This is a genomic window from Mesorhizobium sp. M0478 (assembly GCF_040321305.1).
GTDB lineage: Bacteria > Pseudomonadota > Alphaproteobacteria > Rhizobiales > Rhizobiaceae > Mesorhizobium.
On sequence record NZ_JAMYRH010000010.1, the window covers coordinates 106011 to 127473 of the forward strand.

Here is a 21463-nt window from a genome sequence, read left to right on the forward strand (position 1 = left end):
TCGCGGTGCGTCTGCTTCAAATCCTCATAGCCCTCCTGGCGATCCCGGTGATGGTCGCCATTGTCGTCGCCGGCGGTCGCGCGCTGCATCGCGAAAGCACCGCCATCACCGTCGACCAGATCGACCCGGACACCGAGGCCGTGCCCGAGGAGCCGGCGACGTCGGCGATCCCCGAGGTCCGGCCCGTCAAGCCTCCGATGCACTCGCCTCAGGTGCATTCGAGGGCGATCGATCCCGAGGCCATCGCTCCGCCGCCGCTGCCGGTAGAAGAACTTGAACGGGTTGAGCCACGCGCGCCGCTGAGCGACCTGGCGCTGGCCGGGCCGCCCAAGCCGCGTGGGCGCAGAGCGGTCGACGACTGGGGAGGAACAAAACTGTTCCAGCCGGTCGCGGCCGCCGCCGGCCTGATCGAAGCCAATGGTTATTCCGTGACGGTCTCCGGCATCGACATCGTCAGGCAAGACGAGACCTGCACCGAGGGCGGCAAGTCCTGGGCTTGCGGTATCAGGGCGCGCACCGCGTTCCGGTCTTTCCTGCGCGGCCGGGCCGTTGCCTGCAAGGTGCCGCCGGAGGCCGACCGTGCGCTGATCGCCGCCGAATGCCGCATCGGCAAGCTGGATGTCGGCCAGTGGCTGGTCGAAAACGGCTGGGCGCGCGCCACGGCAGCCGGCCCCTATGTCGAAGCGGGCGACAAGGCGCGCGCCGCCAAGAAGGGCGTCTTCGGCGCCGCGCCCGATCTTGGCGGCCTGCCACCGGCGCCAACGCCTGTTGTGGCACCGACGGCGTCGCAACCGATCCTCGATGCCCCGGCGATAGACACGCCGCCGTCCGGGACGGAAATTACGCCGCCAGCTGACCAGCCAGCGCCCGCTCAATGAGCGCGCGGGTTTCGGCGATGCCGTAGAGGGCTGCGAACGAACCGAAGCGCGGTCCGCGTTCCTGGCCGATCAGCACCTGGTAGATCATCTGGAAGAAAGCGCCCGAGACACCAGGGCCGCCGTCCGGGCTCTTCTTCGAATGGTCCTGATAGCGTTCGATCTTGCGCGCCACGTTGAGCGAAGCGTTCTGGATCGCTTCGCCGTCGGCGCCGGCCGGCAGGCCAGCAAGCGCGTTGCCAAGCGCTTCCAGCGCCACGCGTTCGACATCGTCGGCCGGCCGGAAGGTCTTCGTCGGCTTCACGAAATCGTCGAAGTAGCGGATGGCGAAACCGACCAGCTGGTCGAGTTCGGGATGCGTCGCCGGCGTCACGCCAGATGCATGGCGCGAGATGAAGCCCCACAGCACATCCTTGTTTTGCGCGTTGGAGGCGCTGACCAGGTTGAGCAGCAGCGAGAACGGCACCGGCATGTCGATGGAAGGCGGCTTGCCGTCATGCATGTGCCAGACCGGATTGCCCAGCCGCTCCTTCCAGTCCTGGCGCGGATAGGCGTTGAGGAAGGTGTAGTACTCGTCGACGGCGCGTGGGATGACGTCGAAATAGAGCTTTTTCGCCTGCCTTGGCCGCTGGTACATATAGAGGCCGAGGCTTTCGGTCGGCGCGTAGCGCAGCCATTCGTCGATGGTCAGCCCGTTGCCCTTCGACTTCGAGATCTTCTGGCCGTTCTCGTCGAGGAACAATTCGTAGACGAAATGCTCCGGCGCGCGTCCGCCGAGAATGTTGCAGATGCGGTCGTAGATCACCGCATTGGTCTGGTGGTCCTTGCCGAACATTTCGAAATCGACGCCGAGCGCTGCCCAGCGCATGCCGAAATCCGGCTTCCACTGCAGCTTGACCTTCCCGCCGGTCACCGAAAGCGTGGTCTCGGTGCCCTCATCGTCGAAGGTGATGTTGCCGGCCTTGGCGTCGACATGCTTCATCGGCACGTAGAGCACGCGCCCGCTCTTCGGCGAGATCGGCAGGAACGGGCTGTAGGTTGCCTGCCGCTCCGGCCCCAGCGTCGGCAGCATCACCGCCATGATCTGCTCATAGCGCTCGGCGGCGCGCACCAGCATCGCATCGAAGCGGCCGGCCTTGTAGTACTGCGTGGCGCTGGCGAATTCGTAGTCGAAGCCGAACGTGTCGAGGAAGCGGCACAGCATCGCGTTGTTGTGGTCGCCAAAGCTCGGATAGTCGCCGCCGAACGGATTGGGCACCGCCGACAGGGGCATATGCAGATAGGGCTCGAGCGCTGCGCGATCCGGCACATTGTCGGGGATTTTGCGCATGCCGTCCATATCGTCGGAGAAGCAGAGCAGCTTGGTCTTGACCTTGTTCCCGGTCAGCACGTGAAAGGCATGGCGCACCATCGAGGTGCGCGCGACCTCGCCGAACGTGCCGATATGCGGCAGGCCCGACGGGCCGTAGCCGGTCTCGAACAGGACGATCTCCGGGAAGTCGCCGCCCTTGTAGCGCTCGATGATCTTTTTGGCTTCCTCGAACGGCCAGGCCTTGCTTTCGGCGGCTGCCGCAAGCATTTCGGGGTTGAGATCGGCGATGTTTGATCCCGTCATGTCAAAGTTCCAGTCATGGCCGGCTTTCGCGGCTGGTAAGATTTTTCAACCGGGTCTCTAGGCGCGACAGGGCGGAGCGTCAACGATATCAGGCGTTTTCGTTGCGACGGCGCCGTGGCGTCCCTACCTTCGACCCTCACTATCAAGGAGTTTTGAATGCCGTTGCCGTCCACCCATGAAGCCCTGATCTACCTGATGGTCATCACCTCGGCTTCCGATCGCGACATGACCGATATCGAACTGGCGCGCATCGGCGACGTCGTCCGCAGCTGGCCGGTGTTCGAGGATTTCAAGCAGGACAGGCTGATCGCCATTGCGCAGGACTGCCAGAAGATGCTGCATGAAAAGGATGGGTTGGAAGGCGTGCTCGAGCGTGTCGCCGAGACTTTGCCCGAACGGCTGCACGACACCGCCTATGCCGCGGCCTTCGAGGTTGCCGCCGTCGATCTAGAAATGCGCATGGAGGAATTGCGGGTGCTGCAGTTGATCCGGCGTGAGCTCGATCTCGACACGCTGACCGCCGCAGCCATCGCGCGCGGGGCGAAGGCCCGCCTGCGCACGCTGACCTGATCCAGCCCCTAAAGGAAGCTGACCGGGACCGGATCAGAAAAAGCTGACCGGGAACCGGATCAGAAGAAACTGACCGGGAAATAGCGCAGGTAGAATTCGGCGAAGGTGCCTTTCACCGATATCTCCTGCAGCGCGTAGTCCATGGCTGCGGCCAGCGCTGGGTCGCTGGCCCGGGTGGCAATGGTCATGCCGGACCCCAGATATTCCGGCGCCAGGTAGGGTCCACCGGCGAAGCGGCAGCAACCGGCGGCGTCCGTGCCGCCCAGCCAGAAGGAAAAGCGCATGCCGTCGCCGAAGGCGGCATCGATCTTGGCGCTCTTCAAGCCGCTGTAGAGGTCTTCCGGCCGTTGAAAGCGGATGATCTGCACGGTGCCGAAATAATCGCGCAGCATCTTTTCATGCGCCGAGCCGGCCAGCACGCCGACCCGCTTCGAGCGCAATTTGTCGAGGATCGGCTCGGCGAAGGCCTTGGTCTTCGGCATGATGAAGCGCGCCGGAAACTGTAGATAGGAGCGCGAAAAGCTGTACTTCGCCCGCGTCTCCGGCGTTGCGGCGATGCCGGCGATGATCGCCTCGCCTTCGCCCTTCTGCAACGCGTCGTCGAGTTCGGCCCAGGGCAGCGCCTGGATCTGGCATTTGTCGGCGATGTCGAGTTCGGCGCAAATCGCCCGCGCCAGGTCGATGTGGAAGCCGGACAGTCGGCCCGTGCCGTCGAGAAAATTGAAGGGCGGGAAATCGGTTGTGGTGAGGAACCTGAGCCTCGGCAGCGCCGCAAGGTCCGGCTTCGGCAGCCGCTCCTTGGCATCCCAATGCACCGGCACCTGCGGTTCCGCTGCCCGCACAGCGCCGGCAAACGGCTGCACTCCGATCAGCATCGACAGCAAGGCGATGGTTATCCAGCGTGATGTCACAAAAAACTCCGCCCGTCTTGGCCGTTGGCTTGTGATACGAAAACGGCGCAGGCACAATTGTTTTTGATTTCAAAGGGCAAATTTCGGGTTATGCTTTGGCGAGGTTGCAAATAGCCGCACAGAGTCGGCCCGGGGTTGGCGGTCGCTGGCGTTAGAAAAGCTAAGGATGTGGCTTTGCAATCCGGGGTTGATGGCTAAGTGCGGGGCAGGCACGTAGCATCGGTCTCAAGAGCGGTAGGCAACATGGGGTAGATGTTGCGATGGGTTATTTTGACCGGACACTTGAATATATTGACCGGGTGCAGCGTGCCGACACGTCGGCTGCGGTGTGCGAGCAGCTACTTAGTGTCACCTCGAATTTCGGATTGACGGCCCTGATAGCCGCAACGGTGCCGCAGCCCGGTACACCAAGCAGCCAGACGAAGGACCATGTGCTGCTCTGCGATTGGCCTAGCGAATGGCTGGAGCGTTACTTATCGCGCAACTACGTCGACCACGATCCGGTGGTCAGCCATTTGAAGCAGTTTCGGGCGCCATTCCAATGGCGCGATGCCGTTCAAAGCATGCCCGCCGACAAGAGCAGCGCCGAGGTAATGCGCGACGCCCGCCAGTTCAAGCTGCGTGACGGCCTCGCCTTCCCGCTGATCACGCTCGAAGGCCAGATCGCGCTGGTCTCGCTGGGCGGTGAGGCGGTCGAACTGTCCGAAGCCGAATTCGCAATGGTCTCGCTGGCCTCCACCTATGCCATCGGCCGCGCCATGCAGCTTCAAACGACGGCCGGCAAATCTATCGATCACATTGAATTGACGCCGCGCGAGCGCGAATGCCTGCAATGGGCGGCGGTCGGAAAATCCGAGTGGGAGATTTCGCAGATCCTCGGCATCTCGGAGCATACCTCTGAGAAACACCTTCTCAACGCCAAGAGCAAACTAGGCGCCGCCAACCGTGTGCAGGCAGTCGCCGAAGCAGTCAGGCACGGCTATATCAGCTAGGCCGGTTCTGGCGGCCCGAAATTTATGGCCGCATTGTCGGCGTCATATCTTCAGAAAAGACCGGCCCCTGTCGTCCTCTTGAGACGGCTAATGCTTTCTTAACGCCAAAAGCAGACTCGGCGTCGCCAACAGGGTGCACGCCATCGCGGAGGCGTTTAGGCGCAGCTATATTAGCCATGTCGGCTGTGGCAGCCTGGAAATCCTTGCCAACACCTTCGCGCAATTTTTTCGGGAAAGCCCGGCCGTATCTTCCTCTTAAGCCCAGGAGACGGCTAATGCTATTTTCCCTTACCACTCAACAACTGATGGAACGTCCCGACCTATGGGAGGCCGTCCATCGCCTGCGTTACAAGGTCTTCGTCGATGAGATGCGGTGGACCGATCTCGATCGCCCGGACGGCCTCGAAATCGATCAATTCGACCATGATGAGGCCGAACACCACCTTGTCATACGCAATGGCGAGCTTGCAGGCTATCATCGGATGCTGCCGACCACACGGCCGCATCTCCTTAGCGATGTGATGCCGGAACTCTGCGAGGGAAAGCGCCCTTCGGGACCGAATGTCTGGGAGCTAACCCGTTACGCGGTGGCGCCAGGCTTTCGCGATGGCAAGCGCGGCGTGTCTACGGTCGGCACCGAACTGATCGCCGGCTTCGTCGAATGGGGCCTTGCTCGCAATGTCGATCAGGTCATTATCGAGGTCGAGCCGGTGTGGGTGCTGCGGACGCTGCAGTTGCACTTCCTGGCGACGCCGCTCGGTTACCAGCGCACCTATGGCAACCAGCAGGTCGTCGCCACACTGCTGACCTTCAACGAGCATACGCTGGATGTCGTGCGTTCGCGCCGCAACCATCACGCCCCGGTGTTGGTCAGGGGCACCCCCCACATGCTCGGCATGCGGCAGGCGTCGTGAGACTGTCTTCACCCGACGCGCTTTAATGCATGTCGCTCAAAGTGGCCCCGGTTTTGAGAGAACGACATGCATGAAACAAAGACCTAAAGCGCGTCGCGTGAATCCGTTCAAATGCGACGCGCTTTAGACAATGGCCACAGAGCCCACCTCCGTGTGGGGGTGGGCTCTGTAATTTCAGCCTCTGCATCGAGGCCAGTCTCTACTTCTCGAGAAACGACGGCCCGTCGCCGACGATCTTCTTATCTTCCTTGCCGATGGCGTCGAGATCGCGCCCATCATAGGGCAGCGACAACAGGATGCGCCGCATGACGGCCAGCCGCGAGCGTCGCTTGTCATTGGCCCGCACGATGATCCAGGGCGCGAACTGTTTGTGCGTGCGCTCGACCATCTGGTCGCGCGCCTTGGTGTAGTCGTCCCATTTGGTAATGCCGGCAATATCGATCGGCGAGAACTTCCAGTTCTTCAGCGGAGACCAGCGGCGGTCGTGAAACCGTTCGAGCTGGGTTTCGCGGCCGATGTTGAGCCAGAATTTGAAGAAATAGATGCCGTCGTTGGAGATCATCCGCTCGAAATGCGGCGTCTCGTCGAGGAATTTTGCATGCTGTTCCGGTGTGCAGAAGCCCATCACCGGCTCGACGCCGCCGCGGTTGTACCAGGACCGGTCGAAGGTGACGAATTCGCCCGATGTCGGGAAATGGGCGACGTAGCGCTGGTAGTACCATTGCCCGACTTCGGTTGGGGTCGGCTTGGTCAGCGCCACATTGCGCGCGGTTCGAGGATTGAGATACTGGCGCAGCACCGAGATGGTGCCGCCCTTGCCGGCGGCATCGCGCCCCTCGAACAGCGACATCACTCTGCTGCCGGTCGCCTGCAGCCAGGCCTGCGCCTTGACCAGTTCGATCTGCAGCCGCTCCAGCGTCTCGTCATACTCCTCGCTCTTCATTTTCTTGTCGTAGGGGTAGTCGCCTGCGGTCAGTTTGTGGTCCTCGATCCAGCTGGGAAGCTCGGGGTTTTCGATGTCGAACTCCCGCTCCTTGCCGCCCACCTTGATCTTCAGCGGCCCCTTTGCCGGCTCTGCGGCGGGACTTTCCTTGGCTTTTTTCATCGAGACGAACCTTTCCAGCTTGCGGACTCATGCTATGGGGGGCCTCAAACCCGGTCCAGCGGAAGTTTCGGCGGGACCGGCGCAGAAGCACGGAAAGCACGAATGGCTGACACCGGCGCAGAGCGGACAACCACGGGGCAGGCCGTCGCCGGACGGCTGTGGAACAGCCGATGGCTGCTTGCCGCCGGTGCGATCGCCATCATGGCCGTTTATGGGTTTGCCGGTATCTCCGCCTATGTCGTCCTGGCTGCGTTGACGGTGCTGCTGGCCGCCGCGCTTCTGCCAACCGGTGGCGCCAGCCGGTCTGCTGAGACCATTACCACGGTCGAGGCGAGCGGGCTGCAGCGGCTTTCCGGCGAATATCTTGCGGCTGCCGTTGCCGATCCGCTGATCATCTTCGACCGCACCGCCACCATCGTCCACGCCAATGCCGCCGCCTATGCCGCCTTTGGCGGCATCGCGCCCGGCCTGTCGCTGTCGCTGAAATTCCGCGCCCCGGAAATGCAGGCATTGCTGGACGGCGTGCTGTCGGGAGCCGTCGCCTCCGATGCCGTCGACTACACCGAGAAGCTGCCGGTGGAACGCGCCTACCGGGTCAGCGCGTCCTCGGTCGGCCACGCCACCGATCTCTATGTGCTGGTATTCAAGGACCAGAGCGAGACGCGCCGCATCGACCGCATGCGCGCTGACTTCATAGCCAATGCCAGCCACGAGTTGCGCACCCCGCTTGCTTCGATCTCGGGCTTCATCGAGACGTTGCGCGGCCCGGCCCGCAACGATCCGGCGGCGCGCGAGCAGTTCCTGCAGATCATGCAGAACCAGACCGGCCGCATGGCGCGCCTCATCGACGATCTCCTGTCGCTGTCGAGGCTTGAAATGAAGCCTTACCTGAGGCCGGGAACCGAGGTCGATCTGCGCCAGACCATCGACAGCGTCATCGATTCACTGGGCCCGCTCGCCAGCGAGAACGGCGTCGTCGTCGAACGCGACTACGCCGAGGGGCCGCTCGACGTGCCCGGAGACCGCGACGAGCTGTTCCAGGTGTTCGAGAATCTCTTGGAAAACGCCTGCAAATACGGCCAGCCTGGCGGACGCGTCACGGTGTCGATCGCGCGGGGCGAGGCCGGCCCGGAACCGGGCATCGATGTCACCATCAGGGACTATGGCCCGGGCATCCCGGAAGAGCACATACCGCGCATTACCGAGCGCTTCTATCGCGTCGACGTGGAGAGCAGCCGCACCCAGAAAGGCACCGGTCTTGGCCTGTCCATCGTCAAGCATATTCTGACGCGCCACAACGCCCGGCTTTCGATCAAGTCGGAAGTTGGCAAGGGAGCGGCGTTCACGGTCCATTTGCCGGCAGGCTGAGGCGGTACTATCTGCTAACTGCCTGTTTCTTCTTTCTGTCATCCGGCTAGCGTATCAGCACAGGGTCGAGGAAAACGACTCAAAAGGCCAAAGATTTAAGGAAGGCATTTCGCCCATGCAGTCCGTACACATTGTCAGCGCCTATGACGAAGAGCTGAAATACCTGGCGAAGCGCATCGCTGCGATGGGCGGCCATGCCGAGCGCATGGTCGAGCAGGCGATCCAGGCGCTGGTCAATGCCGATCCCGGCCTCGCCCAGAAGGTCATTCGTGACGATATCGTGCTTGACGATGGCCAGCGCGAAATCGACGACAAAGCCATCGTCATCATCGCCAAGCGCCAGCCCATGGCGACGGATCTGCGCGAGATCGTCGGCGCCATCCGCATTTCGGCCGACCTCGAACGGGTCGGTGACCTCGCCAAGAACGTCGCCAAGCGTGTGGTCAGCGTCATTGACGGCCGCCAGCCGACCAGCCTGTTTCGCGGCCTCGAGGCGCTGGCCGAACTCGCTTTGACCCAGCTCAAGGAAGTGCTCGACGTCTATGCCTCGCGCTCGGTCGAGAAAATAGGCTTCGTTCGCGACCGCGACGACCAGATCGATGCCATGTACACCTCGCTGTTTCGCGAATTGCTGACCTACATGATGGAAGATCCGCGCAACATCACGCCGTGCACGCATCTGCTGTTTTGCGCCAAGAACATCGAGCGCATCGGCGACCACGCCACCAACATTGCCGAGACGATCTACTACATCGTCACCGGCGAGCAGTTGCCGGCCGAGCGTCCCAAGGGCGACAAGACCGACAAGGTTGCCCTGCCGGCGCTGCCGGTGAAGTGATCGCGCGCCCCTCGAACGCTTAATCATATTGCGCTAAACTGCCCGGATGTTAGCGTCTCGGTTCCTGGCCAAGGCCAGGCGCTCAGGAGGCTGCGATGGAATATGTCCGAGAGTTCAAGCCGGCGCCGGCATCGTCCGGCATCATCGCGTCGAGCGTCTACACCGCCGGCAAGCGCATCGCCGACATACCGATCGAGGAGGCCGGCGAATGGGCCAAGAAGTCGGGCCATGTCGTCTGGATCGGGCTGCTCGAACCCGACCGCGAGCTTCTGCTGCGCGTCAAGGCGCAATTTCATCTGCACGAACTGGCGATCGAAGACGCCGAACATCCGCACCAGCGGCCGAAGATCGAGCAATATGGCGATGCGCTGTTCATCGTTGCCCGCACTGCACAGCTGATCGACGGACGCGTCACCTTCGGCGAGACGCATCTGTTCGTCGGCTCAGGCTATATCGTCAGCGTCAGGCATGGTCCCTCGACCTCATACGCCGCCGTGCGCCAGCACTGGGAAAGCTGTCCGCACTCACTGGCCAAGGGCGAGGATTTCGTCCTCTACGCCATTCTCGACTTCATCGTCGACAACTACATGCCGGTGCTCGAGCAGATCGAGGACGAGGTCGAGGCGATCGAGGACAGGGTGCTGCTGAAGCCGATGACCGGTCCCGACATCGAGCGGCTCTATATGCTGCGCCGCGATCTGTTGCGCCTGCGCAATGCGGCGCTGCCGCTGGTCGAGGTCTGCCGCCGGCTGACCAGCGCCGACCTGCCGCAGATCCATACCGCCATGCATCCGCTGTTTCGCGATGTCACCGATCATATCCGCACCGTGCAGGAAAAGATCGACAGCCTGCGCGAGGTTCTGGCCTTCGCTTTCGAAGCCAGCCTGCTGGTCGGCCAGAGCCAGGAAACCGCGAACACCAAGAAGCTGGCCTCATGGGCCGCGATCCTGGCGGTGCCGACGGCGCTCGCCGGCATTTACGGCATGAATTTCGACGACATGCCGGAGCTGAAGATGCAATACGGCTATCCCGTCGTATTGGTCTCGATCGCGCTGATCTGCTCGTTTTTGTATTGGCGATTTCGGAAGAGTGGGTGGCTGTGATGGTAGGCAGTAGGCAGTAGGCAGTAGGCAGTAGGCAGTAGGCAGTAGGCAGTAGGCAGTAGGCAGAATAAGGTAGCGCCTCACGAGCGCTACCCCATTCCCTACTGCCCAGTCCCCAATCCCTATTCCTAACTACCGGCTTCTGCGCCGCTCTGAAGCCGGCTGGAACGCCACCCTTGCGTGGTACTTGCAGTAAGGTCCGGTTTCGGCCGCCTCGTTGCCGCAGAAGTTGAAGTCTTCCGACAGCGGATCGCCATTCGGCCATTTGCAGGTGCGCTCGGTGAGATCGGTGAGCTGCAGATGCCGCGAGATCGGCACGACGACGTTTTCGACCGGGCGGATGTAGTGGCGCGCCACTGGCTCGGCGTCGAACTGCGCCTGCAGCGCGTTCGCCCCGATCGAAGTCGCGACATGGCGCTGCGTGGTTGCGGCGCGCGGCACCGATTTCTGGATCGAAGATCCCTGCGTTGTCTTCTTCTGACGCGCCGGCGTTGCAGTCGAGCGTCCGCGGCCCGACAGCTTCAGCCGGTGCACCTTGCCGATGACCGCGTTGCGGCTGACCCCGCCGAGTTGGGCGGCGATCTGGCTTGCGCTCAAGCCCTCCGACCACAGTTTCCTGAGAAGTTCGACCCGCTCGTCAGTCCAGTTCATGAGACCGCGCTCCTGCTATGTGTGCGGCAGCCGGAATCCGTTCCCGACCCGGCAATCTTTGCCGGGGCAGACACCACATATATTAGGTGATTAGGTCCGCCGCACGAAATCTAGTTATTTCCCGACTACAATTACCTCATGTGTTGACTCGGTGACAAGAGTCCCAGGTGCAACACGAATCGGTTTTTTAGGTTTTCCCCAACTTGCCCGGTCGCTTATGAGCCGGCGTCTCGTCGGGAGCTGGCCACGCGCCTCTGCACGACGTTTTCGTTGACTTCATGGCCGAAAAACACGATAAGCCGCAAAGGCCGCCGCTTTGGCGGCTTTTTTGATTTTTCCGGTACCGGAGACGCATATAATGAGCGGTTCGGCGCTTTACGAGACCTTTGCCCGCGCCCCTTTGGCCTTCGATCATGGCGAAGGCACCTGGCTGGTTACCGACAAGGGCGAGCGATATCTCGATTTCGCTGGCGGCATCGCGGTCAATTCGCTGGGCCACAGCCATCCGCATCTGGTCTCGGCGCTGACCGAACAGGCGGCCAAGCTCTGGCACGTCTCCAATCTCTACGAGATCCCGGGGCAGGCCCGGCTCGGCGAGCGGCTGGCTGACGCCACCTTCGCCGACAAGGTGTTCTTCACCAATTCCGGCGCCGAGGCGCTCGAATGCGCGATCAAGACGGCGCGGCGCTACCAGTTCGTCAAGGGCCATCCCGAGCGCTTCCGGGTCATTACCTTCGAAGGCGCCTTCCACGGCCGCACGCTGGCGACCATCGCCGCCGGCGGCCAGTACAAATATCTCGAAGGTTTTGGGCCCAAGGTCGAAGGCTTCGACCAGGTCGGCTTCGACGACATCGACGCCGCCGAAAAGGCGATCACACCAGAGACCGCCGCGATCCTGATCGAACCGGTGCAAGGCGAGGGCGGCATCCGCCCGGTGCCGACGCAATCCTTGAAACGGCTGCGGCAGCTCTGCGACCAGCACGGCCTGCTGCTGATCTTCGATGAGGTCCAGTGCGGTATCGGTCGCACCGGAAAGCTGTTCGCGCATGAATGGACCGGCGTGACGCCCGACATCATGGCGATTGCCAAGGGCATTGGCGGCGGCTTTCCGATGGGCGCGTGCCTCGCCACCGACGACGCTGTCGTCGGCATGACGGCAGGCGTGCATGGCACCACTTTCGGCGGCAATCCGCTGGCCATGGCGGTCGGCAACGCTGTGCTCGACGTCGTGCTGGAAGACGGCTTCCTCGAAGACGTCCAGCGCAAGGCATTGCTGATGAAGCAGGGCCTGGCGGCGGTCGCCGACGAATTTCCTGATGTCATCGAAGGCATCAGGGGCAGCGGCCTGATGCTTGGCCTGAAATGCGCCATGCCCAACACCAAGGTCAACATGGCGCTGCGCGACCAGCATCTGCTGGCGGTGCCGGCAGGCGACAACGTCATTCGTCTGCTGCCGCCGCTGACCGTCACCGACGCCGAGATCGGCGAAGCGCTCGATCGCATCCGCGCCGGCGCCAAGGGCCTGACCGACGCCATCGCCGCGGCCGCCGCGAAGTAATCCCGAGAACCATTCCCGATGAGCCTTCGCCATTTCACCGATCTTTCCGCCGTTTCCGAAGGCGATCTGCGCCTGATGCTGGACGATGCGGTGGTGCGCAAGGCGCGCCTCAAGGCCGGCGAACGGACCAAACCGCTCGAAGGCAAGGTGCTGGCCATGATCTTCGACAAGCCGTCGACGCGCACGCGCGTGTCCTTCGACGTCGGCATGCGACAGCTCGGCGGCGAGACCATCATGCTGACCGGGACCGAAATGCAGCTCGGCCGCTCCGAGACCATCGCCGACACCGCCAAGGTGCTGTCGCGCTATGTCGACGCCATCATGATCCGCACCACGTCGCATGAGCGGCTGCTCGAGCTGACCGAGAATGCCACGATTCCGGTCATCAACGGGCTGACCGACGACACTCATCCCTGTCAGCTGATGGCCGACATCATGACCTTCGAAGAGCATCGCGGTGCGGTTGCCGGCAAGACCATCGCCTGGACCGGCGACGGCAACAACGTGCTGCATTCGCTGCTCGAAGCTTCGGCGCGGTTCCGCTTCAACCTCAATGTCGCCGTGCCGGAAGGCAGCGAGCCGGCGCAAAAGCATATCGACTGGTCGAAGAGCAATGGCGGCAAGCTGCACTTCACCCGCTCGCCCGAGGAAGCCGTCGACCAAGCCGACTGCATCGTCACCGACTGCTGGGTGTCGATGGGCCAGGAACACCGCGCCCGCGGCCACAATGTCTTCTCGCCCTATCAGGTCAATGCGGCGCTGATGGCGAGGGCCAAGCCCGACGCCCTGTTCATGCACTGCCTGCCGGCGCATCGCGGCGAGGAAGTCACCGACGAGGTCATCGACGGTCCGCATTCGGTGGTCTTCGACGAAGCCGAGAACCGGCTCCACGCCCAGAAGGCGGTTTTGGCCTGGTGTCTGGGCGCTTGATCTCCAGGCGCTTGCTCTCAAAACGCTTGATCCGGGGCGGCGCGATGCCTATTTGCGCCCCATCACGCAAATCAAGCGCGTTTGGACGCATGCACCCCTCCGGGCCGCATGGCCGCGCCCTGGAGCTTTGTCATGTTGGAAACGCATCAAGTGACTGAACATCACCCCAAACTCGGCGAGTTCGGCTATGCCGGCGACGATCATGTCGTACCCTTCGAGGTCGGCCCGCTCGACGTGCGCGGCCGCACCGTGCAGCTCGGGCCGATGCTCGACGCCATCCTCAACCGTCACGACTATCCCGAGCCGGTCGCCCGCCTGCTCGCGGAAGCCTGTGTGCTGACGGTGCTGCTCGGCACCTCGCTCAAATTCGAAGGCAAGTTCATCCTGCAGACCCGCACCGACGGCCCGGTCGACATGCTGGTCGCGGATTTCTCCACGCCCTCGGCATTGCGCGCCTATGCGCGTTTCGACGCCGACCGGCTGGAGGCCCTGGTGGCCGCAGGCCAGACCTCGCAGCAGACGCTGCTGGGCAGCGGCGTTTTGGCGCTGACCATCGACCAGGGCGCGCACACGCAGCGCTATCAGGGCATCGTCCAGCTCGACGGCGAGACGCTGGAGGACGCCGCGCGCACCTATTTCCGCCAGTCGGAGCAGATCCCGACCGACCTCAGGCTGTCGGTGGCCAAGCTTCTGACGCCAGGTCCCGGCGGCGCTCGTGAGCAGTGGCGCGCCGGCGGCATCCTGGCGCAGTTCCTGCCGCAGTCACCCGAGCGCATGCGCGTGCCCGACATTTCGGGCGGCGACGGCGATCCGCGTGACGTGACGCAGGAGCCGGCCGACAATTCGTGGCGCGAGCTGGTGGCGCTGCTCGGCACCATCGAGCCGACCGAGCTGATCGACCCGACCATCGGCGCCGAGCGGCTGCTCTACAGGCTGTTCCACGAACATGGCGTGCGCGTCTTCGGCGGCGTGCCGGTCGCCGACCAATGTTCCTGCTCAAGGGACAAGATACGCGGCATCCTCGAGGGGTTTTCCGCGCAGGAGATCAAGGACAGCACCGAAGATGGCGGCATCCACGTCGCCTGCGAGTTCTGCTCGAAGCAGTACGACTTCGACCCGGCGGAGTTTGCAGCTCAGTAGCATCTCTTCCTTCTCCCCGTTCACGGGGAGAAGGTGCCCGAAGGGCGGATGAGGGGCAGCGCGAACTTTGGTGAATGCCCGCGCATAGCCTACGTCATGTGCGTGGAAGATAACCTCATGAGTCCGGCGGCGCCCCTCGTTGCACTGCCGGGCATTTCTCCCCGTATAGAGATGGGGAGAAAACCCCTAATTCACCGTCCGCCGCGTCCCCGGCAGATCCAGCGAAAACGCGGGAATAGCGACGTCGAACGTCTCGCCCTTTTTGTTGCGCATGGTGTAGTGGCCGACCATGAAGCCGGAGGGCGTCGAGAGCGGGCAGCCTGACGTGTATTGATAGCTGTCGCCGGGATTGAGCTCAGGCTGGTCGCCGACCACGCCGGCGCCGCGCACTTCCTCGATCCGGCCGCTGCCGTCGGTGATGTGCCAGTAACGCGACATAAGCTGCACGAAATCGTCCGACTGGTTGTCGATCGTCACCTGGTAGCCCCAGACATAGCGGTTCTCCGCCGGGTCCGAGCGGTCCTCCAGGTAGAACGGTCTGACCTGCACTTCGATGTTGCGCGTGACGGCGCGATACATGGGCTGCTCCGGTTGCGCGGCAAGGAACATTTGTCGCGCCATGCGGTTTGATACGCGCAGAGCGGCATGTCCTGCCAGCCTCAAAGCGCAGGTGCCGACAAACAATGTCATTTAAGTGACACATGACAATGTTGGTGTGCGCAAACCTTGCCGGCGACTCAAGGCCCATCTGTCGACTGACAAAGCAGCCGCGAGCGGCCTTTCCGGAGTGACCAGATCTCGATGGAACCAGCTCTCACAGCCGCCTTCGCTTCCTCCGCTTTGCTTCTTTCCAATCTCGCCAGCATCCTGCTTGCTTCGTCGAAACTGCAAGCGCGTCGCCTTATCCCTCCGCCGTCCGGCGAGCAGCCACCGGTCTCGATCGTCGTGCCGTCGCGCGGCGTGGAGCCGTTCACACAAGAGACGCTGCAGCGAGCCTTCTCGCTCGACTGGCCGCGCTACGAACTGATCTTCTGCGTCGCTCACGCCGACGATCCCGTCGTCAAACTGATAAACAGGGCGATCGTCCTGTTTCCCAACGTGCCGGCCCGGCTGCTGATCGGCGACGACCGCGTCAGCAGCAACCCGAAGCTCAACAACTGCGTCAAGGGCTGGGAAGCGGCGCGCTATCATTGGGTTATTCTGGCGGATTCCAACGTGCTGATGCCAAGGGATTACGTCCAGCACCTGATGGCGGCCTGGCGGACCAATACCGGGCTTATCTGCTCGACGCCGATCGGCTCTCGGCCGGATGGCTTTTGGGCCGAGGTCGAATGCGCGTTCCTCAACACGCTGCAGGCGCGCTGGCAATATGCCGGCGAGGCGCTCGGTCTCGGCTTTGCCCAGGGCAAGAGCATGCTGTGGAACAAGCCGATGCTCGATACCAATGGCGGTATCCGCGCGCTGGCCGCCGAGATCGCCGAGGATGCTGCTGCAACCAAGCTGGTCAACGGACTGGGCCTGCACGTCAATCTCGTTGCCTCGCCTTTCGAGCAACCACTGGGGCAGCGCCGACTTGCCGACATCTGGTCGCGCCAGGCGCGCTGGGCGCGGTTGCGCCGCGTCACCTTCCCACTGTTTTTCGCACCCGAGATCCTGACCGGCGTCGCCGTGCCGTTGGCGTTGGCGCTGGTGGCGGCCGCAAGTGCCGGCATCAGCCTGCCGGCCACGGTGATGGCCGTGCTGACGGCGGCCTACATTCCCGAATGCGCGCTGGCCGCGGCCAAGGGCTGGCATCTGTCGCTGCGCATGGTCCCGGCGATGATGGTCCGCGACATGATGCTTCCCGCCATCTGGGCGCGCGGCTGGCTGAGCGGCGCCGTCGACTGGCGCGGCAACACCATGACCATCGGCACCAAGACGGCCGAACTGGAAGAGGTTTCGTCGGGAGCGTGACGCCTCGCGGCCTATCCGGCTGCCTTCAGCGCCTGCGCAACGTCCTCCAGCAGATCGTCCGTATCCTCAAGACCGACCGACAGCCTGAGCGTTCCCGGCCCGATGCCAAGCTCGGCGCGAGCTTCGTCGCTGAGGTTCTTGTGCGTGGTGGTCGCCGGATGGGTGATCAGGCTCTTGGCGTCGCCGAGATTGTTGGAGATCAGCACGATGTCGAGCGCGTTCTGCAAGGCGAAGGCCGCCTGCTTGCCGCCCTTGACGTCGAGGCAGATCAGCGTCGATCCGCCCGTCATCTGCTTCTTGACGATGTCGGCCTGCGGGTGGTCGGCGCGGCCGGGATAGATGACGCGGGCGATTTCCGGCCGTCCTGCCAGGAAATCCGCGATCTTGGCCGCGCTTTCCGTCTGCTGGCGCACCCGAACCGGCAGCGTCTCCAGGCCCTTGAGCAGCGTCCAGGCGTTGAACGGCGACAGGCTCGGGCCGGTGTGGCGGAAATAGTCGTGCAAATTCTCGTCGATCCATTTCTTGTCCGACAGGATGATGCCGCCGAGACAGCGTCCCTGGCCGTCAATGTGCTTGGTCGCGGAGTAGACGACGATATGGGCGCCGAGCTGCAAGGGCTTCTGCTGCAAGGGCGTGGCAAAGACATTGTCGACGATCAGCCTGGCGCCGATCGAGGTGGCGAGCGCCGCCACCGCTGCGATGTCGACCACTTCCAGCGTCGGATTGGTCGGGCTTTCCAGGAAGAACAGTTTCGTGTTCGGCCGCACCGCCTTTTCCCAGTTGGCGATGTCGGTGCCGTCGACCAGCGTTGCCTCGATGCCGTATTTCGGCGCCAGCGTCTCCACCACCCAGCGGCAGGAGCCGAACAGCGCGCGCGCCGCAACGATATGGTCGCCGGCCTTTGCGCTGCACAGGAGCGCTGCCGTCACCGCCGCCATGCCGGACGCCGTGGCGCGCGCATCTTCGGCACCCTCCAGCGCGCACATGCGCTTTTCGAACATGTCGACGGTAGGGTTGGCATAGCGCGAATAGATGAAGCCCGGCTCCTCGCCCTTGAAACGGGCCTCGGCAGCCTGCGCCGTCTCGTAGACATAGCCTTGGGTGAGGTACATCGCTTCGGACGTCTCGCCGAACTGGGAACGCAGCGTTCCCCCGTGCACGAGTGCGGTCTGAGGTTTCCAGTTACGCTTCTTGGTGCTCATCGCTTTTGTTCCAGACACAAAAAAACCGGCCGCGAAAGTCGCAACCGGTCCATATGGCCTTGCGGCCCGACGGTCCTTTAGCGACTTGTTTAACGTGGCTGCAAGCCGACCGGCCAAATCACCACGGGATAACGACCCTTTAGACCTCACCTGCGCTTGCGTCAATTGCCGGCTTCATTAAGAGGTTTGTACCAGGCAGGTTCCGCAATAATATCCAGCGGTTTTGCGGCAAGAACCTGCCACAAAGAGACCGACCTTGGAGCGGAGCCAGCCTTTTGCGGCAGACAGGCATTCTTCCCGATCAGGACATTTCCGCGCTGTTTCAGTCCGGCGCGCTGAAGTCGCCGCGCGCGCTCGATGTCGACCAGGTGCAGCCGGCGAGCCTCGATCTCAGGCTCGGCGACAAGGCTTTTCGCGTGCGCGCCTCCTTCCTGCCGGGTCCCGATCATCTGGTGGCCGACAAGCTTCACCGGCTGAAATTGCACGAATTCAGTCTCGCCGAGGGCGCGGTGCTGGAAACCGGCTGCGTCTACATCGTGCCGCTGCTCGAAAGCCTGGCGCTGCCCGCAAACGTGTCGGCCTCGGCCAACCCGAAAAGCTCGACCGGCCGCCTCGACATCTTCACCCGGGTGATGACCGATCGCGGCCATGAGTTCGACAAGATCGCCCCCGGCTATCACGGGCCGCTTTATCTCGAAGTCAGTCCACGCACCTTCCCGATCGTCGTACGCGCCGGATCGAGGCTGTCGCAGATCCGCTTTCGCACTGGCAACGCGCTGTTGTCGGAGGCAGAACTGAACGAATTGCACCGCGCCGAGATGCTGGTGGCGACCGAGCCGCCCAACATTTCCGGCGGCGGCATTGCGCTGTCGATCGATCTCGACGGCGACCAGAACGGCCTGGTCGGCTATCGCGGCAAGCATCACACCGGCTTGGTCGATGTCGACAAGCGCGCCGCCCAGGATGCCGTCGATTTCTGGGAGCCGCTCTACAAGAGCGGCGCCGGCGAACTGGTGCTCGACCCGGACGAGTTCTACATCCTGGTCAGCCGCGAAGCCGTGCACGTGCCGCCGCTCTACGCCGCCGAGATGACGCCCTTCGATCCGCTGGTTGGCGAATTCCGTGTTCACTATGCCGGCTTCTTCGATCCGGGCTTCGGCCATTCGGCCTCAGGCGGCACCGGCAGCCGGGCGGTGCTCGAAGTGCGCAGCCACGAAGTGCCGTTCATCCTCGACCACGGCCAGATCGTCGGCCGGCTGGTCTACGAACACATGCTGAAGCGGCCGCAGGCGCTTTACGGCACCGATCTCGGCTCGAATTACCAGGCGCAAGGCCTCAAGCTCTCCAAGCATTTCCGCCCCGCCGGCTGAACCTTCGATCACCGTCAGGCAAAATACTTGCCTGCGCTGCCTCACCATGCTTGGCTGCCTTTCGGTGGCCGGCAAGAGAACGGCGCGCAAGGGGAACCAAAATGCAGATTTCAAGATGGATCATATCGGCAGCGAGCGCTGCCATGCTGGTGATATCGGCCGGCTCGCTGGCTGAGGCGCAGGAGAAATTGAAGATCGGCACCGAGGGCGCCTATCCGCCCTTCAACACCATCACCGCGGACGGCAAGATCGAGGGCTTCGACATCGACATTGCCAATGCGCTGTGTGCGCAGATGAAGGTCGAGTGCGAGATCGTCACCCAGGACTGGGACGGCATCATCCCGGCGCTGCAGGCGAAAAAGTTCGACGCCATCATCGCCTCGATGAGCATCACCGAGGAGCGCAAGAAACAGGTCGCCTTCACCAACAAATACTACACGACGCCGCTGGCACTGGTGGCGCCGAAGGACAGCGACCTCACTTCCACCGAACCGGCAGCCCTTGCCGGCAAGACGGTGGGCGCGCAGGCCTCGACCACCCAGGCCGACTATGCGCAGGACGCCTATGGCAAGGCCGGCGCCGAGGCGAAACTCTACCCCACCCAGGAAGAGGCGATCACCGACCTGCAGAACGGCCGTCTCGATGCCGTCATCTCCGACAAGTTCGTGCTGATGGACTGGCTGAAGAAGGCGAGCGAAGGCTGCTGCAAGCTTGTCGGCGACGTCAAGGGCACCGAGACCCAAGCCGGCATCGCTGTCCGCCTGGAAGACACGGCGCTGCGCGACAAGCTGAATGCGGCGATAGACGCCATCGTCGCCGACGGCACTTACAAGAAGATCCAGGCCAAGTATTTCGATTTCGATATTTATTGACTTCCGGCCCGCCGGAGTCAGCCGCGAAAGAGATACTCTTTCGCGGCGCCAAGGCAGGCATGAAAATGGCCGATAAACAGCAGTTCGCGTGCGGCCAAACGTTTCCTGCCCCAAAAGCCTTCGGTCAGTTTGACCTCGTCGAGCGAAGCGTTTGAGCCGCGCTTCAACGGGAACAACTGCTTGTCGAGGCAACCGAGGACATGGGCCTTGGCGGAGTCGATGCCGCAGACCTTGCCATTGTTGTTCAGCCTGTCGGTGCGAAGCGCTGATGTCATGTGATCCGTGTTGCGCATCAGAAAGCTCACCTGGGCTTTCGAATAGCCGGTTGCCAGAAGACGGCTCGTCATCGCCAAACGGGCTTCACGATAGGACTTCGGGCTGCACTGGCCGGCGCTAAAGGCCACCGACGGTTGGGTCAGGAACAGGGCCACGCCCGTGAACACAATGACAAGCCGCATTCCGTTCATTCCGGCTCCCAAATGTGATGCTGCCTCAAAGCGCCTTCACCGCCACCTTCACCGGCTGCTCGATCTCCAGCGGGTTGCGCAGCGGCAGGCCGAAATCCCCGGCCTCGATCTCGAACACGTCGCCGGCCTGAGTCTTGATGCCGTCGGCAAAGGACAGCGTCGCCGTGCCGAACATGTGCACATGCACGTCGCCCGGCTGGCGGAAGGCCGAATATTTGAAGTGATGATGTTCGAGATTGGCGATTGTGTGCGACATGTTCGCTTCGCCCGACAGGAACGGCTTTTCCCACAGCAAATTGCTGTCGCGATAGATTCGCGATGAGCCCCTGACGTCGGCCGGCAGGTCGCCGATCAGGATTTCCGGCCCGAACGAGGCGTTGCGCAGTTTGGAATGTGCCAGGAACAGATAGTTCACCCGCTCGGTAACATGATCGGAAAACTCGTTCGACAGCGTGAAGCCGACGCGGAACGGCGCGCCGTCGTCGCCGATGACATAGATGCCGGCGATTTCCGGCTCCTCGCCGGCGTCCTGCGCAAAGGCCGGCGACATCAGTGCGGCGCCCGGCGCCACCGCCATGGTGCCGTTGCCCTTGTAGAACCATTCCGGCTGCACGCCGGTCTGGCCCTTGGCCGGCTTGCCGCCTTCGAGCCCCATGCGGAACATCTTCATGGAATCGGTAAGCTGCTCCTCGCCGCCATCGCTGAGCTTCTTGTGCATGGAATCGCGCGTCGCCGCCGAGCCGAGATGGGTCAGGCCGGTGCCGGTCAGATGCAGATGCGCAGGATCGGGATGGTTGATCGGCGACACCAGCCGGCCCTTCTTGTAGACGGCGTCGAGGTCTATCGCTTCACCGAACCCCTTGCGCTCGATCAGCGCGGCGAGGCCCGTTCCGGTGCGCGCGGCTTCCATGGCCAGCGAATAGACGCTGCGGGCGCCGTTGATGATCCTGGTCTTGCCGCCGCCATTGCGGGCGACGACGCGGATGGTCTCGGCGTCGTCGAGGATCTGGGAGATTAGCATGATGAAAT

21 protein-coding genes and 1 riboswitch are annotated in these 21463 nt (G+C 63.0%); of the genes, 13 read left to right on the plus strand and 8 right to left on the minus strand.

The genetic code is table 11. The features are described from left to right. Positions 1–5 precede the first annotated feature (5 nt). On the plus strand, positions 6–878 hold the full coding sequence (locus NKI64_RS22650; protein WP_352670077.1) for a thermonuclease family protein: 873 nt from the start codon (positions 6–8) through the stop codon (positions 876–878). Here the strand turns inward: NKI64_RS22650 and NKI64_RS22655 are convergent. Then, complete coding sequence (locus tag NKI64_RS22655; protein WP_023732412.1) at positions 841–2490, minus strand: lysine--tRNA ligase; 1650 nt, start codon at positions 2488–2490, stop codon at positions 841–843. The two genes, NKI64_RS22650 and NKI64_RS22655, sit on opposite strands and share 38 nt — an antisense overlap. Positions 2491–2646: 156 nt before the next feature. On the opposite strand from NKI64_RS22655, the gene NKI64_RS22660 reads away from it, so the two are divergent. Next, positions 2647–3060, plus strand: coding sequence for a tellurite resistance TerB family protein (locus tag NKI64_RS22660; protein ID WP_023688697.1), 414 nt, complete (start codon positions 2647–2649; stop codon positions 3058–3060). Positions 3061–3119: 59 nt separating this feature from the next. On the opposite strand, the gene NKI64_RS22665 is transcribed toward NKI64_RS22660, so the two are convergent. Then, on the minus strand, positions 3120–3935 hold the full coding sequence (locus tag NKI64_RS22665) for an ABC transporter substrate-binding protein (RefSeq protein ID WP_502901395.1): 816 nt from the start codon (positions 3933–3935) through the stop codon (positions 3120–3122). Positions 3936–4231: 296 nt separating this feature from the next. On the opposite strand from NKI64_RS22665, the gene NKI64_RS22670 reads away from it, so the two are divergent. Both NKI64_RS22670 and NKI64_RS22675 read left to right on the plus strand, forming a co-directional pair. Continuing rightward, complete coding sequence (locus NKI64_RS22670) at positions 4232–4963, plus strand: helix-turn-helix transcriptional regulator (protein ID WP_023669621.1); 732 nt, start codon at positions 4232–4234, stop codon at positions 4961–4963. Between the two features lie 275 nt (positions 4964–5238). Next, positions 5239–5877, plus strand: coding sequence for an acyl-homoserine-lactone synthase (locus NKI64_RS22675; protein ID WP_023692538.1), 639 nt, complete (start codon positions 5239–5241; stop codon positions 5875–5877). Positions 5878–6076: 199 nt separating this feature from the next. On the opposite strand, the gene ppk2 is transcribed toward NKI64_RS22675, so the two are convergent. Beyond that, the gene (gene ppk2, locus NKI64_RS22680; protein WP_352670083.1) at positions 6077–6982 is read right to left on the minus strand and encodes a polyphosphate kinase 2; all 906 of its coding nucleotides are present in this window, start codon (positions 6980–6982) and stop codon (positions 6077–6079) included. A gap of 102 nt (positions 6983–7084) precedes the next feature. Between ppk2 and NKI64_RS22685 the strand changes: the two genes are divergently transcribed. From NKI64_RS22685 to NKI64_RS22695, 3 genes are all read left to right on the plus strand, one after another. After that, positions 7085–8350 carry an ATP-binding protein gene (locus tag NKI64_RS22685; RefSeq protein ID WP_023738212.1) on the plus strand — a complete coding sequence of 422 codons (1266 nt, stop codon included), beginning with the start codon at positions 7085–7087 and terminating at the stop codon, positions 8348–8350. Between the two features lie 115 nt (positions 8351–8465). Next, a complete protein-coding gene (phoU, locus tag NKI64_RS22690) occupies positions 8466–9188 on the plus strand; it encodes a phosphate signaling complex protein PhoU (protein ID WP_023692535.1) in 723 nt (240 codons plus the stop codon). 95 nt (positions 9189–9283) lie between these two features. After that, complete coding sequence (locus NKI64_RS22695; RefSeq protein WP_023669626.1) at positions 9284–10291, plus strand: magnesium and cobalt transport protein CorA; 1008 nt, start codon at positions 9284–9286, stop codon at positions 10289–10291. Between the two features lie 132 nt (positions 10292–10423). Here the strand turns inward: NKI64_RS22695 and NKI64_RS22700 are convergent, their stop codons facing one another. Further along, complete coding sequence (locus tag NKI64_RS22700) at positions 10424–10942, minus strand: GcrA family cell cycle regulator (protein ID WP_352670087.1); 519 nt, start codon at positions 10940–10942, stop codon at positions 10424–10426. Positions 10943–11300: 358 nt separating this feature from the next. On the opposite strand from NKI64_RS22700, the gene NKI64_RS22705 reads away from it, so the two are divergent. The 3 genes from NKI64_RS22705 to NKI64_RS22715 all read left to right on the plus strand — a co-directional run bounded on the left by NKI64_RS22705 (position 11301) and on the right by NKI64_RS22715 (position 14570). Next, on the plus strand, positions 11301–12500 hold the full coding sequence (locus NKI64_RS22705) for an aspartate aminotransferase family protein (protein WP_023681950.1): 1200 nt from the start codon (positions 11301–11303) through the stop codon (positions 12498–12500). Between the two features lie 18 nt (positions 12501–12518). Beyond that, positions 12519–13430 carry an ornithine carbamoyltransferase gene (gene argF / locus NKI64_RS22710; RefSeq protein ID WP_027049367.1) on the plus strand — a complete coding sequence of 304 codons (912 nt, stop codon included), beginning with the start codon at positions 12519–12521 and terminating at the stop codon, positions 13428–13430. Between the two features lie 108 nt (positions 13431–13538). Continuing rightward, positions 13539–14570, plus strand: a complete 1032-nt coding sequence (locus NKI64_RS22715) for an Hsp33 family molecular chaperone (RefSeq protein ID WP_027049368.1) — start codon at positions 13539–13541, stop codon at positions 14568–14570. A gap of 186 nt (positions 14571–14756) precedes the next feature. On the opposite strand, the gene apaG is transcribed toward NKI64_RS22715, so the two are convergent. After that, positions 14757–15149: a Co2+/Mg2+ efflux facilitator ApaG/CorD gene (gene apaG, locus NKI64_RS22720; RefSeq protein ID WP_023681948.1), complete on the minus strand. Its 393-nt coding sequence runs from the start codon at positions 15147–15149 to the stop codon at positions 14757–14759. Positions 15150–15371: 222 nt separating this feature from the next. Here apaG and NKI64_RS22725 point away from each other — a divergent pair, with 222 nt between their 5' ends. Next, complete coding sequence (locus NKI64_RS22725) at positions 15372–16523, plus strand: ceramide glucosyltransferase (protein ID WP_023669632.1); 1152 nt, start codon at positions 15372–15374, stop codon at positions 16521–16523. An 11-nt stretch (positions 16524–16534) separates the two neighbouring features. Here the strand turns inward: NKI64_RS22725 and NKI64_RS22730 are convergent, their stop codons facing one another. Continuing rightward, a complete protein-coding gene (locus tag NKI64_RS22730; protein ID WP_023669633.1) occupies positions 16535–17725 on the minus strand; it encodes an O-succinylhomoserine sulfhydrylase in 1191 nt (396 codons plus the stop codon). 57 nt (positions 17726–17782) lie between these two features. Further along, a riboswitch (SAM riboswitch) is annotated at positions 17783–17860 on the minus strand. Between the two features lie 140 nt (positions 17861–18000). On the opposite strand from NKI64_RS22730, the gene NKI64_RS22735 reads away from it, so the two are divergent. Then, a complete protein-coding gene (locus tag NKI64_RS22735) occupies positions 18001–19095 on the plus strand; it encodes a 2'-deoxycytidine 5'-triphosphate deaminase (protein WP_023699517.1) in 1095 nt (364 codons plus the stop codon). Positions 19096–19196: 101 nt separating this feature from the next. Further along, positions 19197–19967, plus strand: a complete 771-nt coding sequence (locus tag NKI64_RS22740) for an ABC transporter substrate-binding protein (RefSeq protein ID WP_023681945.1) — start codon at positions 19197–19199, stop codon at positions 19965–19967. 17 nt (positions 19968–19984) lie between these two features. Here NKI64_RS22740 and NKI64_RS22745 read toward each other — a convergent pair whose 3' ends face one another. Continuing rightward, positions 19985–20425 carry a hypothetical protein gene (locus tag NKI64_RS22745; RefSeq protein ID WP_023696690.1) on the minus strand — a complete coding sequence of 147 codons (441 nt, stop codon included), beginning with the start codon at positions 20423–20425 and terminating at the stop codon, positions 19985–19987. 34 nt (positions 20426–20459) lie between these two features. Continuing rightward, positions 20460–21455 carry an AraD1 family protein gene (araD1, locus tag NKI64_RS22750; RefSeq protein ID WP_023669636.1) on the minus strand — a complete coding sequence of 332 codons (996 nt, stop codon included), beginning with the start codon at positions 21453–21455 and terminating at the stop codon, positions 20460–20462. Between the last annotated feature and the right edge of the window lie 8 nt (positions 21456–21463).